This window comes from Melghirimyces algeriensis, assembly GCF_900182565.1.
Lineage (GTDB): Bacteria > Bacillota > Bacilli > Thermoactinomycetales > DSM-45169 > Melghirimyces > Melghirimyces algeriensis.
Genome location: NZ_FXTI01000010.1, coordinates 41,930 through 63,416, shown reverse-complemented (window position 1 = coordinate 63,416; position 21,487 = coordinate 41,930). Strand labels below are relative to the sequence as shown.

Below are 21,487 nucleotides of genomic sequence, written 5' to 3'. Positions count from 1 at the left end.
CCGTCTTCCCACTCCTTATCTCTCAACGCCACCGGACGTTGCAGGAATTGGCACCATACCCGCGTATTTCGCGCGGGCGGGTTGCCGGGTTTCATCGGGCCAGTCCCTCCACCTCTCTGGATAACGAGCAGATCCATTCTATTCAGTTGTTTATCATTATGTAGCAGATAAAAACCTTCTGTCAAATGTTTTTATTAAGAGAGCTTCCACCATGGAATCCTTTCAACATGAGGAGTCAACAACCTTGTTTTTCAGTACTCCCAACCTCTCAACCTCCAGCTCCACCTCATCACCGGGTTCCAACCAGCGATGAACATCTGTCCCCAACTCCAGAATACATCCCGTCCCTACCGTACCGGAGCCAATTAGATCTCCCGGCTGCAAGGGACAGTTTCGCGAAGCCTGTACGATCATCTGTGCAAAGGAATACGTTAAATCCCGGACATTTCCTCTGGAAAGTTCCTGCCCGTTCACTCGTGCAACCATTGTCAGATCCAATTCATTTTCAGATCGGCGATCTTCCAATTCATCCAAGGTGACCAACCAAGGACCCAGGGAAGTGGCAAAATCCTTCCCTTTCGCAGGACCCAGACCCACTTTCATCTCCTTTCGTTGTAAATCCCTCGCACTCCAATCATTTAGGATACAAAACCCTGCAACATAATCCATCGCCTGTTCTACCGAAAGATCTTTTCCTGCTTTTCCAATGACACAAGCCACCTCCAATTCATAATCCAACTCTTCTGTGTTCCAAGGTTTTTCTACTGCTGCTTCAGGCCCAATCATTGTATACGGATTGGAAAAATAGAAAACGGGAATCTCATACCATTCCGGGACCATATCCAGTCCCCTCTTCGCTCGCGCTGTCTTGACATGCTGTTCAAAAGCATAAAAATCCCGAAAGCTTCGAGGTGTTGGAAGCGGTGATAATAAAGTCACCGTTTGCATGGATCGAGCGACCAGTTTCCCTTCCACCTGAAGAGAACGAAGGTCCTTTCCGTCGACGGTTTCAGCTACTTGGGAAAGAGTCTCCAACCCTTGAGAACCCGTCTCCAAAAAACACTGCATATCTGTAGGGAGAATCTGGGTCTTCGGAAGACCATGATTGAAGACTGCCCACTGTTGAGCCAATCCGATATCCACAATCATTTCCTCTTGCACCCAACCAATCCGTGCCTCCTTTGGAAGGCGACCGCTACTGATGGGTAGTGCCCTTTCTTTCGCAATATATGTAACAAGTTTCATCGATCCATCCCCCCTTTTCATTCAGCATATTCTTAAAAAGAGAATATTGGCAAGTGTTTTTTGGATAAAGAAAAAAGCCCCGCTAAATGGGACTCTGTGTGTTTTTTATTCTTATTCACAGTACGGAAAAGAGTCGCTTTACCTGAAGTGATTCTTTGACAATCCGTCTGGCAGCATTGGGACGAGCCAGTACACCCAGACGTTTGGCCATTTCCTTTCGTTGCTCAGGATGAGTCAAAAGGTGTTTTGCCAACCTGCCAACTGTTTCTGGACGCGCATGCAACGCAACCCCTTGTCGAACAAGATATTTCTGGTTGGCAATCTCTTGTCCGGGAAATGCTTCAAACAACAGCATGGGAACTTGTTTGACCATTGCTTCTGTTACGCTTAATCCTCCTGGCTTCGTCACCAGGAGATCTGCAGCATCCATCAGTAGAGAGACATCCTCCCGATAGGAATCCACACGCACCCGTCCAGCATAAAACCGTCTGGACAGATCCTGGTACAGTTTTTCATTTTTTCCTGTCAATACCTGGATTTGAGTGGAACGGTCCATATGGCTTAATTCCTTTACCAGAGAAGGAAAAGGACCACAGCCCAATCCACCGCCCATTACGAGAATCAAAGGAATATCTCCCCTAAAATGTAACCGCTGTCGGGCTTCCTGTGTGGATATCCGTTCTCGGAAACGGGGGTTACAGGGAATTCCCGTTTCCACTGCCTGACATCCCGTCTGCCATTTCAAACGATCCAGCTCCCCGCGTTGAAGCAAACGAGGCGGTATACACAGAATATTGGGGACCCGCGCTAACCATAGCGGATGCAGTTCATAATCTGTAATCACACCAGTGGAGGGCAATTGCCTCCATTTAGAAGGAAGTAACAACAGGGAAAAAGGGTGGGTGGTCACTAAACGGGTGGGGTGAAAGTGATCCAACGTATGAATCAGCTTTTTCCGGATCATCCAACCCATCTTTTCAATAAATCCTTTTGAAACAGACCGGAGAATCCGTGATTGAGACGTACTGTCATAAAGATAATGATAAAACGAGGGAAAACGGTTTAACATTTGGCTGTATCCGGACTGTAAAAATGGATGAAACTTACTGGGCACCAGTTCCAACAGATCGACTATTTTCACAACCACACCGGATTGTTGAAATTCATCGGCAACTGCTTGGGCCGCTGCGTTATGTCCCGTACCAAACCCCATTGTAAGAATGATCACACGCTCCATTATTTTTCTCCCCCCATTCTCCCACCATTATGAAGGATGTTCCCACGAAAAACGGGATCTTCAAATAAAATCAACGAAAATTTTAACCCAACTTTGCCTAATTTACCATGAATCCAAAAATGTGACAAAGGGTATTTAAAAAATGGGGTTGAACCCAGATGGAACAAACCAATCAGCCTCTGGGAATCAGCCCATTTCAGGAGAAATTTCATTTTCTTTTACTCAATTCTTCCTCTGCCATTTTTACCAATTCTTTAACCATTTGCCCTCCAACCGATCCTCCCATTTTGCCAGCTTCCTCGGTCTTCATGTCTCCATTGTACCCTTTTGGCTGAAAAGAAACACCTGCCTGACGAGCCATCTCTGCTTTGGTCTCAACGGAGTTGTGCAGAACCTTACCGGTTTGGTCACTTACCACACGAGCTTTCAAACGCTCCATTTCCGCTCTCGCTTCAGGCACTAAAAGCTGGTTTCGGCGTCTACGGGCCATATGGGAAACACCTCCTCAAGCATAAAGAAAAATCATATGACCGCTTTACATTTCTTGTTAATCGATCCCAAAGGAAACAGCAAGGGGGTCTTCTTAGTTTGGTTGAAACGGTTGCAAACAAAAAAATAATTTCATTCCATCAATCCCTTATTTTACCATAAAAGAACCCGACACATCGATTTTAGAAATGTTTCCGCAATGTTCGTCCTTTGTTGGGAGTTGAAATGTGTTCACTCCACCAAAGCCAAACCCCGCTTACAGATAAAAGGTTAGCCAGTATAATCCATGGCAATACATAGGAATTGTGCCAATCCACCAAAAATCCAAATATGACAGGCCCAGCTATAATTGCTGTTTGGTTCAGAGTCAATGCGTAACTAACAGTCAATGCAATGGAGCGTTGACTGGATGTTTCAGCAACTTCTGCGATAAACAAGCTATACCACCCGATCCCCAAAAAAACCAGTCAAGCGCAAATGAAAAACAATGCCCAGGTGGGTGTTTCTTTGGGTAAGGATAACAAAATAAACCGACGACGGATAATCCGATCGACAGCAGAAGCGGTCGGATTCGGTTTCCATTCCATGCTTTATCACTGAGCCAGGCCAATGTAATACGACCCGCCATTCCAAACAACAAGCTTACGGTCAACATTTGCCCAGCGGACACAATTGTCATCCCGGTCACATGGGTTTTTAAATAAATCATTAAATGTGTGAGTAACACCAGTTGTAAGAAGACAAGCGTCCAACCTGCAAAAAGAAGCGGATACAACTGCTTTTTTCTGAGCAGCTTTTTCCATTCGGACCAAAGACCGTTATCCCCTTTATCATTTATCTCTTCTGTATTCGGATCTTTATAGAAAAAAAGAAATACCAACCCGCCGACCACCGCCAATACCGCTTGAAACAGGACAGCAACCGGCCAATCATACCGGGTGCTGAGTAGCGGAATAAACCATCCTGCCACAGCTCCTCCAATCGGAATTCCTGCTTGGCGAATGCCCATGGCAAGTCCTCTTTGTTTTAAGTTAAACCACTTCATCACCACTTTACTACCACCTGGTTGTGCTGTTCCATAATGGATTCCCACCAGAAAAATAAAGAAAAGCAACATTGTGTAATCGTTGATCAGAGAAACCACTCCCATGGTAAGACCAAGCAATAGAGATCCAGCACCTATGATCCAGCGTTCTCCATACCGATCGAGTGCTTGACCGATCCACATCATCGATACAAGAGGACCCATGTTGACGGCAGAAATCAACAAGCCAACCTGTGCTTGAGACAGGGAAAGTTCCTGTTGCCAAATAGCTGCTAACGGACCTACCCCATAAGTTACCAATGTGGCAGAAGCTTGAACCCAGGTAGCCAAACCCAAAAATACCCAACGGAGTGTTCCCTGGTTGGAAACTGTAAAAAAGCGCATGACGATCCCTCCTCTCGTTAAAGTGTAAGAAGAAGGTTTTATCATGTAAAATGATGAATGAAGATATGTTGTATCATAAAAAATGAATACAGAGGTAGGATCATCAAATAGATATCCGTGACTTGCAATGTTTTCAGTCGGTAGCACGACATAAAAGTGTAACCAAAGCAGCAGAAGAATTAAACTATGTACAATCCAATGTGACAAATCGGTTGAAGCAATTGGTAAAAGGAGTTAAATACGGAGTTATTCCACCGCAACCGAAGGGGAATGACATTAACTCACTCCGGAAGGATTCTGATTCAATACGCAGACCAGATTTTACAATGGGTAAGCGACGCAAAAAATGCATTTCATATTCCGCAAGGACCTTTAAAGTTAGGTTCCACAGAGTCGACAGCCGCGGTTTACCTGCCGGAACTGTTGGTGAAATATCATCAGCACTGTCCAGATGTGGAACTATCGTTGACAACCGCTTCTTCGGAACAGTTGATGGAGCAGGTACTCCGCCATGAACTAGACGGCGCTTTCATTGCAGGTCCTGTCAAGCACTCGGATTTAAATACAACCGTTTTTGTGAAAGAAGAGCTGGTGTTAATCTCATCCATTCACCAGGAGCCCATTCGAACTCCCAGTGACCTTCAAGACCTAACTCTTCTGGTTTTTCATACAGGATGCTACTATCGGTCCTTGCTGGAGCAATGGTTACGGCTTGAGGGAATTCGTCCAATAAAGCGGATGGAATTGGGCACATTGGATGGCCTGTTAGGATGTGTGAGGGCGGGACTCGGTGTTGCCCTTGTATCCCGTTCAGTTGCACAAAATAGTAAGCAAATCAAACTTCACCCTCTCCCTGACGATTACCGTTATGCAACCACCGTCTATATTCAACGAAACGATATTCAACAAACCGCGGCCATCACTCATTTTATGGACCTTTTGAATCATTCGGTGGATCACCATTCCAAAAGAAAAAGCTGTCCTTGAAGACAGCTTGAGACTGTTGACAAAAATAATAAGAAGGGGATATCCGGTGGAGCATCCTTTTCCGACAACTCAGCGGAACCCCCTCCGGTCCCAACCAGCGGACAACTTGCTTTTCCCTTTTGGCCGCTGGTTGGGACCGGAGGGGGTGAAGCGGACTCCTTCCTCTTCTTTGCTGGAGGAAAGAGATGCGGAGACGGAAATCCCCTCTCCCCCACTTTGTCATGAACCTCAAGCTGTCCTTGAAGACAGCTTCGAGAATGATTATCTGGCGAAAATATGCTTTCCTATTTTTTTAATCTGCGGACGGCTCCAAATCCAGTCGGACGTTGCTGTATCTGGATTGAAGTAATAGAGTGCCCCTTCTGTGGGGTCCCAACCATTGATCGCATCCTGTACAGCACGATGGGCTTCATGATCAGGTTTCAACCAGATCTGTCCATCGGAAACCGCAGTAAATGCTCCTTCTTCAAGGATCACTCCCTTGGCAGTATTGGGAAACTGATCCGATTGCAGACGATTCAGAACCACAGCTGCCACAGCGACTTGACCTTTGTAAGGTTCTCCGCGCGCTTCACTGTATACAGCTCGTGCCATCCACATCCGTTCATCACGGCTGACCTTGGTGGGTTGTGTCTTTTTTAGATGGGCCCAGGTTTCCGGTCCGACGATTCCATCGATCCGAAGACGATGATCTTTTTGAAATTCAATCACTTGACGTTCCGTCTCCAGACCATAAATTCCATCCAACGTTGTCGGATATCCCAATCTATTTAAACGGGCTTGCACATCCCATACATCTCCGTTCTGACTGCCGTAATGCACCATGGTTGGAGCAGCTGCTTCCGCTGTCGGGTTCCCGAAGGGGAACACAGAACCGATCAGAGCGGCAGCAATCGCTATGCAAAGGCTGATCCATCTTTTCATCCTGTTATTCCTCCTTCAAACCTTTTACACACAGAGGAATTATATACAGAGGATGGAATCAGCTCAATGAATAAAAATTGTTAATAATGGAAGTCCAAACCAAAAAGGATGCACAGCAACATACCGTGCATCCTGGAACAATGATTATTTTTTAGCTTCAAGATAACGTCTTTGTACTTCCTCCCAATTGACCACGTTCCACCATGCTTTGATATAATCCGGACGTTTGTTCTGGTATTTCAGGTAATAGGCATGCTCCCAGACATCCAGCCCCAGGATCGGTGTATCTCCATTCATGTATGGACTGTCTTGATTCAACGTATTAATGACAGCCAAAGAACCGTCCTTCTTCACAATCAGCCATGCCCAACCGCTACCAAAACGACCTACAGCGGCATTGGAGAATTCTTCCTTGAATTTCTCAAAGCTTCCAAAGGTTTCATTAATGGCTTCTGCCAATTCACCTGTGGGTTCGCCACCGCCATTGGGGCTCATAATCTGCCAGAACAGAGAATGGTTTACATGCCCTCCTCCGTTATTGCGAACAGCGGTCCGGATGCTTTCTGGAAGCTCATCCAGTTTCTCCAGAAGCTGTTTGGAGGAAACATTTTGCAACTCTACATGTGTGGCAAGAGCAGCATTCAGTTTGTCCACATAGGTTTTGTGGTGACGGCCATGGTGAATTTCCATGGTTTCTTTATCAATATAAGGTTCCAGTGCGTCCGGGGAATAAGGAAGTTCGGGCAGTTCGTGTTTTGCCATACTTAAACCCTCCTGAATATGTAATCGTTTTGGAAAAGCACTTCATCAGATAAACAAGTGCCTCCTATTTAAACCGTACCCGTTCTTATTATGCAGAAAACATAAAAGAATATCAATCGGATTACCTATGCAAATTCAGTCTATTTCGGTTGGTTCTGTCACCTGTTTTTTCCTGCTTTCCGTCTCCAGCCGTTCAATCAGGGGAAGAAGGTCCAAAACATGATCCAAAATATAATCTGCTTGCATCTCTTCAAATGTATCCCGTGCTTTCTGCCCAGAAGGACCGGTCAGCACAGCGGCAAAATGACAACCCATGCGCTGGGCCGCCAACAGATCCGCCACCGAGTCACCGACAATCAGAACGCGTTTCGCTCCGGAAAGCGGGAACCGTACGGCCACACTTCGCGTATCTGAGGTCTTTCTTCCAAAAAACGCCTTCACATAGGTAAAAGGGTGGGGTTTTCCCAACGGAGCATGATCGGGATAAATTTCCTCTGCCCTTACCACATCGCTGGCTGTTACAATCCGGTTTGAATCAAAGGCTTCCAAAAGACCCAATGACGCAAGGGGCACTTTCGTTTCAAGATCGGGACGGCCCGTTCCAACCCCCAATTCAATTCCCCGACGGATCAATTGATCCAGCATGGACCGGATCTCTTTCGGTTCAGCCAGAGGGATTTCCTGTTCCAGAAAGCCTGCTTTTTCAGGGTATACCGGAGTTTTGTTCTCCTGTTTTTTATATTGATCCTTGCCCAAATACCATTCCTGATAGACATCACGGCACAGATTCCACAAAGCACTTCCGTGAGAAAACACTTGCGTTTTCACACCGGACCATTCTTCAGCCAGTTGATTGATTCGGGACAACAGATCCAACCGATCAACCGATTCATCATTCACTACCTCGATCACTTTCCCATAATCAGGATCAAAGGCTAGTTCCTCTTCCCGAACGATTTTACCAATCCGTTGAATGGCGTCACGATTCAGCGGTTTCCTCAATACAGCGGTTACATAATCCGGCTGTTTTTCCATCAGTTGTTTCAAAAGCTCCTGAAGTTGGAAACTGAAGAGCAGTGCTGCCATATCCCAGTTGGAGTTGACACCACGGCTTTTTAGCCAATTTAAGATCCGCTCCTCATCCAGTATATCCTGGCGAATCCGATTGATGGTTTCTTCATCGGGAGTCGGGTGAAAATCTTCCCCAGCGATTCCCAAAGCATATGGACTGTATAAAAGCTCCCATACCGATAAACAGGTCGTATCAAAGCAGCGCTTTTCACTCAGCAAAACGCCGTCTACATCAAAGAGAATCATTTCATACACGTTCCCGAACCTCCCCATAATCCTTTCTCCATTTCGGTTAATTATTACTTTATCAAAGGAAAGGTGCAATCCCAACCTCTGATTTCATTTTTCCTTCAAATAAACTTTTTTAGATTTATTTACCTGAAAATTATTCTATCATTGCATAGTAACAAATGGAAACAAAAAACCCGGAAGGACTCCGGGTTTTTTATTACTCCTCCACTTTTATGGAATCGGTAGGACACCCTTCTTGCGCATCCTGAACATCTTCGTGAAATTCTTCCGGAACCTCAGCTGTTCCTTCATTATTGTCCAGGATGACATAGGCGATTCCTTCCTCATCATAGTCATATACATCAGGAGCTGCCGCCCCACAAGCTCCGCAGGCAATGCATGTATCTTTATCTACCCAGGTTCTCATCCCTTTTCCTCCTTTCCCATCCATTGCATCTTCTCCCGGAGAAGGAATGGATGTTCCCCATTTCAAAGGATTTCATATGATTATCTTATCACACCTACCGGGAAAGGCTGAAGCACTCTTCCTTCGGAGTGTTTCTATAGAAAAAGAAGGTTCCTTTATTACTTATCTCTGAGTTGGGAATAAACCGGGAGAAGTTGAGACAAAAAACTGTGGAGTTCCTAATAAAAGGTCGCATATAAGTGTTGTAAAAAAGCTACTGAGCTTTGACTCAGTAGCTTTTTTACAACAGAGACGTTTTCATTTTTTATTTTTACTCATTATGATTCCCTTCCCAAGACTGAAGCTCCATCTTGTCTCCTTTCACGATCAGCATAAATAGAATGGCAGCAAACAATACACAAATGCCCACAACGGATAAAACAACCGTTATTGCCAGTACCATTTTCTATTCCCTCCCAAGCCAATCCCTACAGGTTTGTTCACTTTTATCTTACCCTGCTCCCCACCGAAGGAAATAACGGATTTACGACAAAAACAGGGCGATTATGAGTCAATTTTGTGTATATTGGGCCGATCCTCCCTTCAGATCCTCCCTTGTGTTCCCAACTGTCGAGGTGCTTGTTCTTTTGTCCGGTTTTGTAAGGACGGAAGGGAATCTCTGACTTTTGGTAAAGAATAATCATAATGGATTGAAAGAGAGGGATGTGGAACATGCTGTTTCCATACGAAACAAAAGACTGTGAGGGAGTCACTCACAAAAAACGGTGCTATACGCTGGACGAGGCCGCTGACCAGCTGCAAATCCCGGTGGAATCTCTGCAGGATTGGATTCTGAATGAAAAATTGCAGGGAATCGAACAGGACGGAACTTACTGGATCAATCATGAAGAATTGTTACAAGCACAATGCTGCTTGACTGAAGAAAGCAAAAACAGGAATGGCTCAGATTACAAGAAGGAAATTGTCCTTCCAACAAAGCGATGGGAAACGACATCACAGTCAGAGGAACAAAAACACACCGGTTTAAAGAACCCCCTTGCCCTTCCCGATCCGGGTCCCCAACAAACCCAGCACAAATGGAAATCTGCCTTTGAAAAAGCGATTGCCCAATTGCGGAAGATGAAAAAACCGTTTTCTTATCTTCGGCTGCAAAAGTGGTTCAATCATTTTTTTCAAATGATTGATCAGAAGAAGAGGCAGGATATTCGAAAAGAGAAACAACATCGTCAAGTCAGCGTGAAACTGGGTTTTATGACCGGAAAGAATGAATTGTTTTGCGACTTTTGCGAAATTAATGACCGATTTTTTGCAGGAGCCATATTTGCCGATATTTATGTGGAAGGAACCCTAAAATGGATGATGTGCCCCAACTGTTTAAGTTATTGCCGCCAACAGGCGAATGGATCTATGGAACAAAATATCCGGGCCCGTTTTCATCAACTCGCTGTTCGGCTGGAGCGGGAAGCCCAGCGGGCACGCAAACTTTCCACATCAGAAACATTCCAGGTTCCTGCATTGCATGAATGGGACGCTTGGGAAACCGCATCGATTGCTATGCAAGAAGCTGCTGCCTCATACTGTGAAGATTCATCCGAGCCCCCTCTCGATCCCTCCTCCTTTGAAGATTTTAGGGGTTAAACAGGTGTTGCCCGGAAACCAAAGTACCGGGCAACGTGTTTGCTAATTTCCAGATCACTGTTATCAAAAGATCGTTTACTTTACTGGAATGCTTCACATATACGTTGATAATGGCAATAACGGCACTGTTTTCCGGGATCAGGAGGGTAATCTCCAATCTCTTTTCCCTGTCGGAGTTGATCAGCCGTTTCTACCAGTTTCTTTTTGGCCTGTTGTATCCACTGTTGATCCACTTTCCAGGAAAATTCCTGATCCGGTTTCAGAAAAAACAGCGTTGCCTGACTTACATCCAGTCCCCATACCTCCTTGGCCGCCAACACATACAGTTGAAGTTGCGGTAAGTATTCCTTCGCAGTCTCCATAACCCGACTAGCTTCAATATCGTTTGTTTTATAGTCCACCAGTTCCCATGATCCATCAGAAGTGCGATGAAGCCGATCAATCACACCTTCGATTTCCAAACCGGCCCATTCATGAATAAATCGCGCTTCTTTTTTCATTTCGGAATTTAATTCCCGGTTTTGATGGAGACGGCTGTTTCGATAGGTTTTTAGGTGGGAAAAGATCTCCGTCTTCACTCTTTCCCGTCTTATCGTTGAGATCCCAAACCGGTTCATAACCTGAGAAAATAAGTCTTCCAATTCTGTTTCATCAGCAGCTTCAGAGATATTCTCAATCATTTTATGAACGATCTCACCCTTTAATTGTGGAGAGAGACTAATACCCTCTTCCTTCTCACGGTCCGTGCTCTCTCTCTCCATCAAGCGTTCGGGAAAAAAGAGTCCCAGTATCCGGGCATAAAAGTATTTACGTGGACAGTGAACCAAAAGCATAAAATCACTAACACTGATCGGTTTCCGGTCCTCCGGCATCCAACCCCGCGGGGCGGTTGCCACACTCATATCCTCAGATTCCGGGTCGGAAACAGTGGATTCCGGAAACTCCGAATGATCCAGCAAACTGGTCTCCACAGAAGGGGACATGCTCTCTTCTTCTTTCCAAAACCAAACATGCATCGCCAGTCCTTTGTCATCCAACGCCCAGACCCCATTTTCCTCAGGCATATTGCAAAAACCGAAAAGAGCGTCCAACCACTCACTCCATGTTGCAGCTGAGAAAATCCCTTCCCCTTTTTTTATCCTTTTGTGTTGCAAAGGCTGTCCACTCAGGATTAGACGACTTTTCGCACGGGTGGCAGCAACATAAAAAAGGCGAACCGATTCTTCCCGTTCCAATTCCTTCTCTTTCTCCAGCCATCGTAACCAACGGTAAGATTCCCCGGAAGTGTCCGTTATTCCCTGTAGCCGAACCACCAAACCGGCTTGCCGGTCCACAGACACATCACAGTCACTTCGGTTTGGCGACCGGGAAAGATCCGGAACAAAAACGACAGGAAACTCCAGCCCTTTAGCCTGATGGATCGTCATCAATTTCACGCTGTTTCCTTCCGCCGGCTCCACCGTCGCTTCTGTTTCCTGCTGAACGGTTTGCCATTGTTCCACCGATTGAAGAAAAGATCTCAGGGAATATACGGGCTGGATCTGTTCATCACGAGCCATACTCACCAGTTTATCCAGATTGGCACAAGCTTGTTTTCCTTGTGGAGTCGCCCATAAAACCTGACGATAACCGCTGTCCTCCAGCAGATGTTCGATCAATTCAGCCACTGAAATCCGACCCAGCCATTGTCTCACTTTGGCCAAGTGAGCCATAAAACCTTTCAATTTTACGCGTTCCCTCTCAGAGATCTCCCGTATGTCCATCCAACATTCCAGAGATTTCATCCAATCTTTTTCCCGTGTTAAAGCCAAAATAGTCTCGTCGGAGACCCCGCAAAATGGAGAACGCAATACACCCGTCAATGCCAACGCATCTTCCGGATCTGCCAAAAACCGAAGGTAATGCAGGACATCCATCACTTCCTGCCGATCGTAAAACCCTCGTCCTTTCACCACATAAAAAGGAATCCCTTGGCGAACCAGTTCTTGTTCATATTTTTTGATATGAGTCATAGCCTGAAACAAAACGGCAATCTCACCTGGTGGAGTCCCTTCGTCGATCAGCTGTCGAATCCGCCTAGCAATCCCTGCTGCTTCAATCATCCGCGGATCTTTTCCATTCGGACAGGCTTTTTGATCCGGAACAGAAAAAAACTCCACTCGTCCTTCCCCTGTAGAATCCTGTCGAGCGATTGTTTCCTGATAATAATTGGGAGAATTCCTATCCTGGGACATAAGCCGGCTGAACAGACCATTGACAAAATCCACCAGATAAACGTCGGAGCGGAAATTATCCACCAAAACCACTTCCCGACCGTCCCTTGACAAAATCTCTTTCCGGGTTTGACCGAAAACGTTTACCTCCGCTCCTCGAAATCGATAAATCGACTGTTTGGGGTCCCCGACGACAAATAATTTCCCAGGACAGGCATGAGGTTCACAGAGAAGATCCACCAATTGTTTTTGGGCATCATTGGTATCCTGATATTCATCCACCATCAAGTACTGAATCCGATCTCTTTCCCGGTTTAATACATCCGGATGCTCCCGTAACAGACGGACTGCCCTGGTTTGCAAATCGTCAAAATCCAGCATGGAACGCTCTTGTTTTGCTTGAGCAAAGCGTCGGTCAACCATCTCCAACAGACAACAGATTCCCTCAGTCATTTTTTGTTCCGTCGGCAATAGCAACAACCCCTGTGTCACTTCCAGCATGTGTTCCAAATGCTCCTTCATGCGATGGCGAAGGCTTACAATTTCCTCTTTTCTTCCCCAGTTTCCCTTCAACAAGTGATTTGCCTCTTCCAGAATGGGCAGAAGCGCTTTTGGGTCTCCGGCTGAAACAATTTCCCGTTTTAAATCTGGCCACGCGGATTGAAATTCCGTTACCTTCTTTCCGCCGTTGACATCCATCAAGGGGGCAGAAGCCAACAGCAATGAATCTTTTCCGGACCGCCACTTGTCTTCCAACTGACGGGTTACCATTGACAGGTGATCGCTTGTCCGGCGAGCCAAATCCTCCGGCCTCCAACCATTTCCAACCATCATCGAGTAGACATCCGTCAGTGTGGATATGCAACGTTCAAACGACCGCGAGGTCATCCATTGCTCCAGGTAATTTGCCCCCGGACAGTCCATCATCGGAGACAGGGAGGCTTCCACTGACTCTTTCAGCAACAGTTGCGCCTCCACCTCATTCATTACGGAAAATCCAGGCTCCACACCCGCTTCTATAGGATAGTCCTGCAACAGTCGTGTGCAAAAGGAGTGGATCGTCGTGATACGAATCCGCTCTGATTCGGTCAACATCCGATACCAACGTTGTTCCTCAACTACATTCTTCTGTCTCCGTGCATGCCTCAGGCGTTCCTTCATTCCTTTTCGCACACGGTCTTTCATCTCTGTCGCCGCTTTTTCCGTAAAGGTAATAGCAACCATTTTTTCTGTCAATTCAGGGTCATCACCAAAACGGTCCAGTATATGCAGAAACCGTTCCACCAACACTCTTGTTTTTCCGGAGCCAGCCCCGGCAGAAACAATACAATCCGCATCCAATGATTGAACGGCCTCCCTCTGGGCTGGTGTTAAACAGACCGACTCCTGTTTCACTCGCTTTCCTCTCCTTCTTCTTCCAACCGTTCTTTCCTCGCCATGCGCAACCGATCGATCCGGCAAATCGAGCGATGCGGACAAAACGGAGGGCATTCCCGTGCGGGAGCCACAGCGAAATTTCCCTGACGTGCCTTTTGCAACTCTGATTGAATCCGTTGCCCGATTTCTTCTTGAACAGCGTCCCATGCTTCTTCGTCTAACAAACCTCCACCTTGAGAGCTGATTCCCACTTTCTTTGCCAACGCTTTCCGCCACATTCCCTGATTCCGGTTATCGGTGGGTGGACTCCCGTTTCCTTTATTGGTTCCAGTCGTATAATAGGCGGCTCCCGCCGCTTTCTCCGGTAAGAGCCCCATCTCTTTTTGCAGCGCCCAAAGATAGAGTGGCAGTTGCAGCTGATCCCCTGCCTGGATCTCTTTTGCACGGGGAGCGCTACCCGATTTATAGTCATAGATCACATAGTTTCCTTCATCATCCATATCCACCCGATCCACTCTACCACGCAACCGAAGACGGATGTCGGCAGACAGTTGCACTTCCGTTGGCGATGTTCGGGTCTCCGGGTCCATCTCCCCTCTGTGCATTTCGATTGGGTCGATATTCATACCAAAAGCCCATTCCAGATAGCGTGGAGTCCACTTCACCTTGGCTTTTTTTCTCCAGGCAATCTCATGCTCCAACATATTGAGCAATTGTTTTTGAAGACGATTCTTTTCGATACGCATCCGAAGAGGATCACGTTGTTTCCAACCGCCTTCCTCTGCCACCTCGGCAAACACCCGCTCGATGACGTAAAGGAGGTGTTCCCGGTGATTCTCTTCCTGATCCGGATCAAACGAATGAACCCGGTACCGATCCCAGAAACGACACAACACCCGATGAAATATCCTTCCGCGTTCCGATGACGACAGGCCTTTTTCCCGACCTTCTCTTAGGGATACGCCCCAGATCTGTTCCGCCATAAAATGAAACCGGCACTGAACCAGATCATTCAATGACGTGGCACTCCACACTCTTCTTTGGAGAGCACGCCCTACTTCCTGTTGCAACGGAGAAGGGTCCAACACACCGTCAAAGGATGAATACCTCTTTCCCCATCGAATCCGTTCCGATTGAATCTGTTCCCACAAACGCCGGAACTCCATTGTATGTACCCGACGATATTTCCCGATCACTTGCAAAGCTTGGTCCACGTTTGAACCCTCTTCAGATGATCGGTTTAATACGTCCACCGCCTTTTCCACAGCATGCGAAACGGAAAGACAATCTTCCCAGCGTTCCGGCAACCGATCACTGGGGGAAAAATGCCTTTGGACGACACTGTCATCATTAAACAATTCCAGAAGTTCATCCAGATAAGGGGATGGCAGTTTTCCCTTTCCATCCTGTGTCATGGCTGTGTAAGAAAATACCAGAAATTCGGTTGCTGTTCGGGCCGAATGAAAGAAAGGGGCCAACTTTTGGGCTCGAAGCTCGGATGAGGTAGCAAAAGCAATTTCCTCTTGGCGAAGACGAAGCCGTTCCCTGTCGGGAATCAACCAATCCTCCCGGACCGGCCGGGGCCATTGACCCTCAGCACACCCCAGCATAAAGACAGCCCGATAACGGTTTCCTCCCAGTTGATTGGGTTCCAAGAGATGAACTCCACCCCGCTCGCCTTGAGTCAGATGAACCTCCTTTCGATGGACCGCCTGTTCCAACGCAGCCACAAAAGCAGCTAAGGGAACAGTCTGTTCACCCACATCCGTGGAATGAAAGATGGCTTTCCATTCCTCCAGTATGTTGTAAATCTGTTTCCATGCATCCAACTCCCCAACCAACACCGACAGCAAGTCTGTATCCTGAGCCATGGATACCCATTCACCTTCCTGCCTTAACACTTCTGCCCATTTGGGAAACCAGTCAACCCACTCTTTCCATCGGGCTTTTGAGGAAACCCCCTCCACCCAACGATAAAATGAGCGTAACCCTTCCTGTTCCTCTTCCGTAAGAGTGGGTTCTCCCTGCAACCGCTGGAAACCCTCAAGCAGATCCTTCTCTTTCCTCGGTTCTCCCAACCGATGGTATTCCCGAATCCAACAACTTTGCACCTGTCTTTCTCCCGCCCAGGGAAGATAGGGACTTTCCAACAGTGCAGGACGCAGATGTTCCTTTCCTTGACGCAGAGCCAACGCTCCCAGGAGCGTCTGCATCAGCGGATGGGAGCGTAAAGATAAGGTTTTTCCCTGCTCACAGGGAATACCGGCCTTTTCCAACGCAGATAGTAGGGGGAAGGCATAGGTTTGCTGATCGGACACGACCAACGCCACATCCGTCAAAGCAGCTCTGGATTTCCGCAACCAATCCTTTAACCGGGCCACCGTTTCTTCCACTTCTTTTGTCACACTGGCTGCTGCAATCACCTCCACTGCCCCCTCCGCTTTTACAGAATCCGGTCGCGGGGAGAAGGCCGCCTGCTCCAAATGAAGTAAAGGAAACACCTTCTTCGCTTGGCCGTGTTTTGGCGGTGTAACGTATTGAATGTAAAATCCTCTTTGACGCAAGCGTTCAATCGTCCGACCAATCTCTTGAAACAAGCGGGGGCGGTTTTCATCCCAGGCCAGGTGCACGTTTACATCCACCCCGGCCGTCACCAACTGTATCAACACTTCCTGTTGCATAAAGGTAAGATCAAAAAATTGCTCCATGATCACTTCCTTTGGAAGCAATACCTTTCCATTCTGTTTCAGGAGTGAATCACAGACCTGAAAATAGGGCTCTTCATGATCCACCCAGCCGTATTTGTTCAACAATTCCTGATACGCTTCATAGATTCGGGCCAATTCCTCATACTTTGCCCCATGATGTTTCCACAAACGCTTCAAACGACCGGGACGAACTCCGGCGCGTTTCATCTCTCCAATGGTGCCTGCCACCTGTCTCAACCATCCTGGACGGGTGATCACTCCAGAAAAATAATGAAAACCCTCCTTTTCCTCCACTCGGCTAACCGCCTGCTGAACCAGCAACTCCTGGGTTACGGGCGTTAACAACCTTTCCTTGTCCAAGGACAATAGCCATCGAACAAACCGATCAAAAGTGAAAAAACGGGTTGTATTTCTCTTTCCTACCTGTCCATAAAAGCGTCGTTGCAATATCTGAACCAGCCGTGAACTGGGTACCACATAAGGAATCTGTTCGCTTTGACAAGGCTGATCAAACATTCCGGCTTCCATATGGGAAACCGAGTGTAAATAGACCGTTCCAGGCAACCGAATCCCCCCACATCATCATCTCTCAGTCTATCCACCATTATGATATCAGATGAAAGAGTGGCAATCTGCAAACCACTCTCTTCCACCGAAAAAAAACACCCCCTGTGTGGGTGTTTTAGAATCCTACGAGAAATCAAATGTCGCCATCATCCCTTTATCGCATGTTCTTTTGGTGGTACAGATTGAAACAGAACATCGGTATAAGAAATCCCTTCTGCTTCCAGTATTCTTCGTTCCCGATCCTGGCAGGTACAGAGGATCACCTGGTGTTCTTGAGCCATCTGTCCAAGCAGATTGATCGACTCTTGCAATCTGCTTTCATCAAAATGAATCAGGCTGTCGTCCAGGATGAGAGGCAACCGGATCGAACCATGATCCGAAAAAAAGCGGATCAGCGCCAACCGCAAGGCAAAAAACATTTGATCCATGGTCCCCTTGCTCAATTGCTCCACCGGCTTGGACTCTCCGGTCTCTGGCACAAAAACGCGCAGGGAAAATCCTTGCGATGGGTCCACTTTTAACTCTCCATACCGCCCTTTCGTCACCTCACGAATGCAACGAGAGGTGTAGGGGTGAAGGAGTGGCGCAATATTATCCTGCACATGTTGCGCTGCCTCTTGGATTCCTTCCTTGGTCGCTTGTAACACCTCCCGTTCCCATTCCAACTCTTCTACCCGATTCCTGGCTTCTTGCAACATCGTTTTCACATTTCCCAAAAAATGATCCCCGGATTGGTTTAACTCACCTTTCAGTCGATTGATCCTCCCTTCCAATTCATACTGTTTGCTTTCAAAATAACGGATCTGGGCACTCAACTCTTTCAAGCGATTTGCATAAGTCTCTTCCAACGTTTCAGGGTCCAAAGCAAGATCCTCTTCTTTTAGCAGGCTCTCCAACACGTTTAATTCGTTCTGCAAATCATTTTGCCGTTTGTCCCATTCCTCATTTTGTCGTTTCTGTTCCCATTCATTGGACTGGTGAACCAATTCTTCTATTTTTTCATCCAACCGGTACACTGATCTGCTTCGTTGAATCCAATCCTCCCACACCTCTACATCTTCAGTCAATGTTTCCCTCCATCGGTTCATTTCACGTTCAAGCCGCTTCCAGTCCTCATCCAGTTGATCCTTGTGCTTTTTAAGATGTTCCAAACGTATACTCAAGACATATAATTGTTCCTGAGCCTCTTTTGCCTCCTGTTCCACCGTCTTTATTTCCACTTTCCAACGGAATAAATCAAAATCTCTTAATCGATCCATAAAAGGAAGCGCCCGGTTTTGAATCTCTGCCACTTCGCTCTGAATTTGTTCCCATTGTTTCAAATCAGCCGCTTTTTCTGTCGCCATGACCCCCAACGAAGCCGCTGAGTCCACATTCCAGTGTCTAAAAATGGCTTCTTCCTTTTCACGAATCGTTTCCTTTTCGATCTGAACCGCTTGGATATCCTTAATAATCTCCTCCAGCTGTTGCTGGAGATGATCTATATTATTGGGTGTTTGCTTCGTTTTTTGCGCTCTCATCCCCCGGATCACCCTGAAGGCAACCAGCAAACATCCAACTAAAAGCAGCCCTCCCACAAGCGACCACGGCTTCAACAAAAACAGAAATAGGAAGCATCCAGTAAGGAATACACCCAGAAGGATCGGAAGCCGGAGAAAACGCGATGCAGATGAGTCCAGAGCCTCCATGAATGCCTCTTTCCGTTCCTGAATCAAACACTTCTCTTGTTCCAGTCGCTCTCTTTTCCGCTCTGCCTCTTCCTTTTGCCTTTCCAGGCTGCGAAGCATTTGACCATCCATTTGAATCCTCTTGATCTCATCAACATCAACCTTTTGATGCGGAATATGGAGCTCTGACTCCATCTGTTCCACCCGTTCCAATTGATTCCGCAGTAACACAATACTTTCGATGTCCAGTTCCAAGAATGACTCCTTCTCGCTTTTTAACTGATGAATCGTCTGGTTCGTCTCCTCAATCCCTATTATTATCTCTTTAGCCTCTTCAGACAATTGATGACAGCGCTGTAATAAAGCCCTTACCTCCTCTGCTTCCTCTTCGGAAAGCAGAACGGGGGGAACCAACTTTTCTCTCTTCTCCCGCATGGAAGTCAGATTCTTCCGGATCTCTTCCCCCTGTTTCCAATCATTTTTTAGATAGCTCAACTCCCGGAGAATCGAGATGCGCTTTTGCGCTGCTTCCTTCTTGGTCAGACATTTCCGCTTTTCTCTTGTTATCTCTTTTTTGGAAGCATCCAACGTTTTCTGTTGATATTCCAGATCAGCTAACTGCTTCCGTGCTTGCTGCTGTTTCTCATAAACCCTCTGTTTTTGCACCATCTCCTGTTGCAACTGATCCCGTTTCTGCACAGCCTGGGCATATTCCTTACTCCCCACTGTCTTGATACCGATTTGGTTGATCTCTTTCTCCAGTCTGTTCAACACCGGATTCACCCATGTCTTTTCCCCCATCAATTCGCGCAGCTTTTCCACCAGCTCCTGATCATCTGCCAATAATCGGGAAGAAAAGTACGTAGTTTGGATAAACAGATTGCGGGAAAAACCGGTCAAACCGTAAATAAACTGCCGATCTTTCCGTTTATCCAAGGGAAAATCCATCGTTAAATCCCGACCCGTTTTCACATCTATCAGTTGTTCTATATCTTTTTTCCAAGTAAGAGAACGGATTAAACGGTACTCTTTTTCCCCAATAAAGAAATCCACTTCACCCCCATAAGCCGATCCCTGCCAAGGAAGATAGTCTTCATACCAATCCATTTTCTTTTGCTGTTTCTTATTCTCTTTTTTTGCACCATATAACAAGGCAAACAATCCATCAATCAGAGTGGACTTCCCTGCTTCGTTGGGAGCCTCGATCAGGTTGATTCCGTTTTTCAGGGAAAACGCCTGATCCACCCAACGCCCAAATCCCCGAAAATAGACCCTTGACAGTCTCATCGATGATTCCCTTCTTTTAATAAAAGCGACACACCCCGATAAAGAGCCGCTTCCAACATGGTTTTTTCCTTGAAAGAGTCCGCTTGGTTCATCTTTCTTTCCATCAGATGGATAAAAGCGGACAGGACACCACCTTCTTTTCTCAGTTGCTCAAGGTCAAGATCCGGTTCCGTTTTGTCCATGCATTCCACATAAAAAAAACCTTCCGCTTTTAATTCCTCCACGATATGTTGCGGACGAAATTCCACTTCTGACGGACGGAATCCCTTCAATTGAAAACAGATGCAATCGCTTTTCTCCTCGGTTGGGATCTGACGCATAATCCGCGCCGACACCTGTCCGTCGGTTTCACATCCCGTAACATCAATCGTGCGGATTTCATGGCGTCGACTTTGTATGGACACCGATTCCCATTGAACACCCTGTTCATCCATCGTCCCCACCGTTACTGTTCGCTCCCCTGTCTCTTTCCAATTCAAGGCCTCCGGGGAACCGGGATAGCGAATCCAGGTTTTTCGAACATTATCCAAACGATGAAAAGAAGGCTGATGTATATGTCCAAGCGCCACATAATCCATTTCCAGTCCAGCCAATTCCGATCGAACCATGGGAAAATAATCAGTCTCTTTCTCGCTGTCCATGAGCGTGCCATGAGCTACCATCATTCGGCGTTCTCCACTGTTATATACTGTGGGCAAACTTTTCTCCTTTTCCACAAAATCTGCAAATCCCTTTCCATACAAACGGAGATCGTATTCAGGAAAGTAATGATTTTCCCAGATCTCCGAGAAAAAATGGACATGCTCCGGCCACTGTAAGGTTCGATAGCAGGAATCCGTCCGATAGGGATCATGGTTTCCAGGAGCCACAAAAACATATGTATCCGGAATTCTTTTCAGTTCTTCCATTACAAAGTCAATCGTTGATCGATCCACATATCCATGTTCCAAAAAGTCGCCGACGATCAGGAAAAAGGTTGCTTTTCGGTCCAAAACCAGATCCACCATACGTTGAAAGGTTAAACGGTAATCCCGTCTCCTTTCCGCCAAACATCCGGGGTCTTTCCAGCTGTTCATCGGTTGATCCAAATGCAGGTCCGCCGTATGAATAAAACGAAACGCTTGCATACGTTCCTCCTTCATCAATTGTATCTTTTTCATCTATGTAAAAACATTTCTGGAAATATAACGGATTTCCTGCATAGCTCTTCCTGAACGTGATGATCTAA

At 46.7% G+C, this 21,487-nt stretch carries 15 protein-coding genes, 1 pseudogene and 1 riboswitch; of the genes and pseudogenes, 3 read left to right on the top strand and 13 right to left on the bottom strand.

Features of this window, described 5'->3' with window-relative positions; genetic code table 11:
* Positions 1-12 precede the first annotated feature (12 nt).
* Positions 13-127, bottom strand: a riboswitch (SAM riboswitch).
* A gap of 95 nt (positions 128-222) precedes the next feature.
* The 4 genes from FN782_RS13585 to FN782_RS13570 form a co-directional block, all read right to left on the bottom strand.
* A complete protein-coding gene (locus FN782_RS13585) occupies positions 223-1,245 on the bottom strand; it encodes a fumarylacetoacetate hydrolase family protein (protein WP_142506351.1) in 1,023 nt (340 codons plus the stop codon).
* Between the two features lie 115 nt (positions 1,246-1,360).
* Entirely contained in the window at positions 1,361-2,482 is a 1,122-nt protein-coding gene (locus FN782_RS13580) for an MGDG synthase family glycosyltransferase (RefSeq protein WP_142506350.1), read from the bottom strand.
* Positions 2,483-2,690: 208 nt separating this feature from the next.
* Positions 2,691-2,972, bottom strand: coding sequence for an alpha/beta-type small acid-soluble spore protein (locus FN782_RS13575; protein ID WP_142506349.1), 282 nt, complete (start codon positions 2,970-2,972; stop codon positions 2,691-2,693).
* A gap of 384 nt (positions 2,973-3,356) precedes the next feature.
* Entirely contained in the window at positions 3,357-4,400 is a 1,044-nt protein-coding gene (locus FN782_RS13570; RefSeq protein WP_185956315.1) for an MFS transporter, read from the bottom strand.
* A gap of 122 nt (positions 4,401-4,522) precedes the next feature.
* Between FN782_RS13570 and FN782_RS17530 the strand changes: the two are divergent.
* Both FN782_RS17530 and FN782_RS13560 read left to right on the top strand, forming a co-directional pair.
* A pseudogene (locus FN782_RS17530) lies at positions 4,523-4,612 on the top strand (LysR family transcriptional regulator); the annotation flags it as partial.
* 58 nt (positions 4,613-4,670) lie between these two features.
* Positions 4,671-5,387 carry a LysR substrate-binding domain-containing protein gene (locus FN782_RS13560; protein WP_142506347.1) on the top strand — a complete coding sequence of 239 codons (717 nt, stop codon included), beginning with the start codon at positions 4,671-4,673 and terminating at the stop codon, positions 5,385-5,387.
* Positions 5,388-5,648: 261 nt separating this feature from the next.
* Here FN782_RS13560 and sleB read toward each other — a convergent pair whose 3' ends face one another.
* The 5 genes from sleB to FN782_RS17325 form a co-directional block, all read right to left on the bottom strand.
* Complete coding sequence (sleB, locus tag FN782_RS13555) at positions 5,649-6,311, bottom strand: spore cortex-lytic enzyme (protein ID WP_142506346.1); 663 nt, start codon at positions 6,309-6,311, stop codon at positions 5,649-5,651.
* A gap of 144 nt (positions 6,312-6,455) precedes the next feature.
* Positions 6,456-7,073 carry a superoxide dismutase gene (locus tag FN782_RS13550; RefSeq protein ID WP_142506345.1) on the bottom strand — a complete coding sequence of 206 codons (618 nt, stop codon included), beginning with the start codon at positions 7,071-7,073 and terminating at the stop codon, positions 6,456-6,458.
* 135 nt (positions 7,074-7,208) lie between these two features.
* The gene (locus tag FN782_RS13545; protein ID WP_246064965.1) at positions 7,209-8,390 is read right to left on the bottom strand and encodes an HAD family hydrolase; all 1,182 of its coding nucleotides are present in this window, start codon (positions 8,388-8,390) and stop codon (positions 7,209-7,211) included.
* A gap of 202 nt (positions 8,391-8,592) precedes the next feature.
* Positions 8,593-8,802 carry a ferredoxin gene (locus tag FN782_RS13540; protein WP_142506343.1) on the bottom strand — a complete coding sequence of 70 codons (210 nt, stop codon included), beginning with the start codon at positions 8,800-8,802 and terminating at the stop codon, positions 8,593-8,595.
* Positions 8,803-9,112: 310 nt separating this feature from the next.
* Positions 9,113-9,244 (bottom strand): hypothetical protein, encoded by a 132-nt coding sequence (locus tag FN782_RS17325; RefSeq protein ID WP_281285966.1) that lies wholly within the window; start codon positions 9,242-9,244, stop codon positions 9,113-9,115.
* A 269-nt stretch (positions 9,245-9,513) separates the two neighbouring features.
* Between FN782_RS17325 and FN782_RS13535 the strand changes: the two genes are divergently transcribed.
* On the top strand, positions 9,514-10,440 hold the full coding sequence (locus FN782_RS13535; RefSeq protein ID WP_142506342.1) for a hypothetical protein: 927 nt from the start codon (positions 9,514-9,516) through the stop codon (positions 10,438-10,440).
* An 80-nt stretch (positions 10,441-10,520) separates the two neighbouring features.
* Here the strand turns inward: FN782_RS13535 and FN782_RS13530 are convergent, their stop codons facing one another.
* The 4 genes from FN782_RS13530 to FN782_RS13515 all read right to left on the bottom strand — a co-directional run bounded on the left by FN782_RS13530 (position 10,521) and on the right by FN782_RS13515 (position 21,386).
* Positions 10,521-14,048, bottom strand: a complete 3,528-nt coding sequence (locus FN782_RS13530; RefSeq protein ID WP_185956313.1) for a UvrD-helicase domain-containing protein — start codon at positions 14,046-14,048, stop codon at positions 10,521-10,523.
* A complete protein-coding gene (locus FN782_RS13525) occupies positions 14,045-17,302 on the bottom strand; it encodes a PD-(D/E)XK nuclease family protein (RefSeq protein ID WP_142506340.1) in 3,258 nt (1,085 codons plus the stop codon). The genes FN782_RS13530 and FN782_RS13525 overlap by 4 nt, the downstream gene beginning before the upstream one ends.
* Positions 17,303-17,451: 149 nt before the next feature.
* A complete protein-coding gene (locus FN782_RS13520) occupies positions 17,452-20,259 on the bottom strand; it encodes an AAA family ATPase (protein WP_142506339.1) in 2,808 nt (935 codons plus the stop codon).
* Entirely contained in the window at positions 20,256-21,386 is a 1,131-nt protein-coding gene (locus FN782_RS13515) for a metallophosphoesterase family protein (RefSeq protein WP_185956312.1), read from the bottom strand. The genes FN782_RS13520 and FN782_RS13515 overlap by 4 nt, the downstream gene beginning before the upstream one ends.
* Between the last annotated feature and the right edge of the window lie 101 nt (positions 21,387-21,487).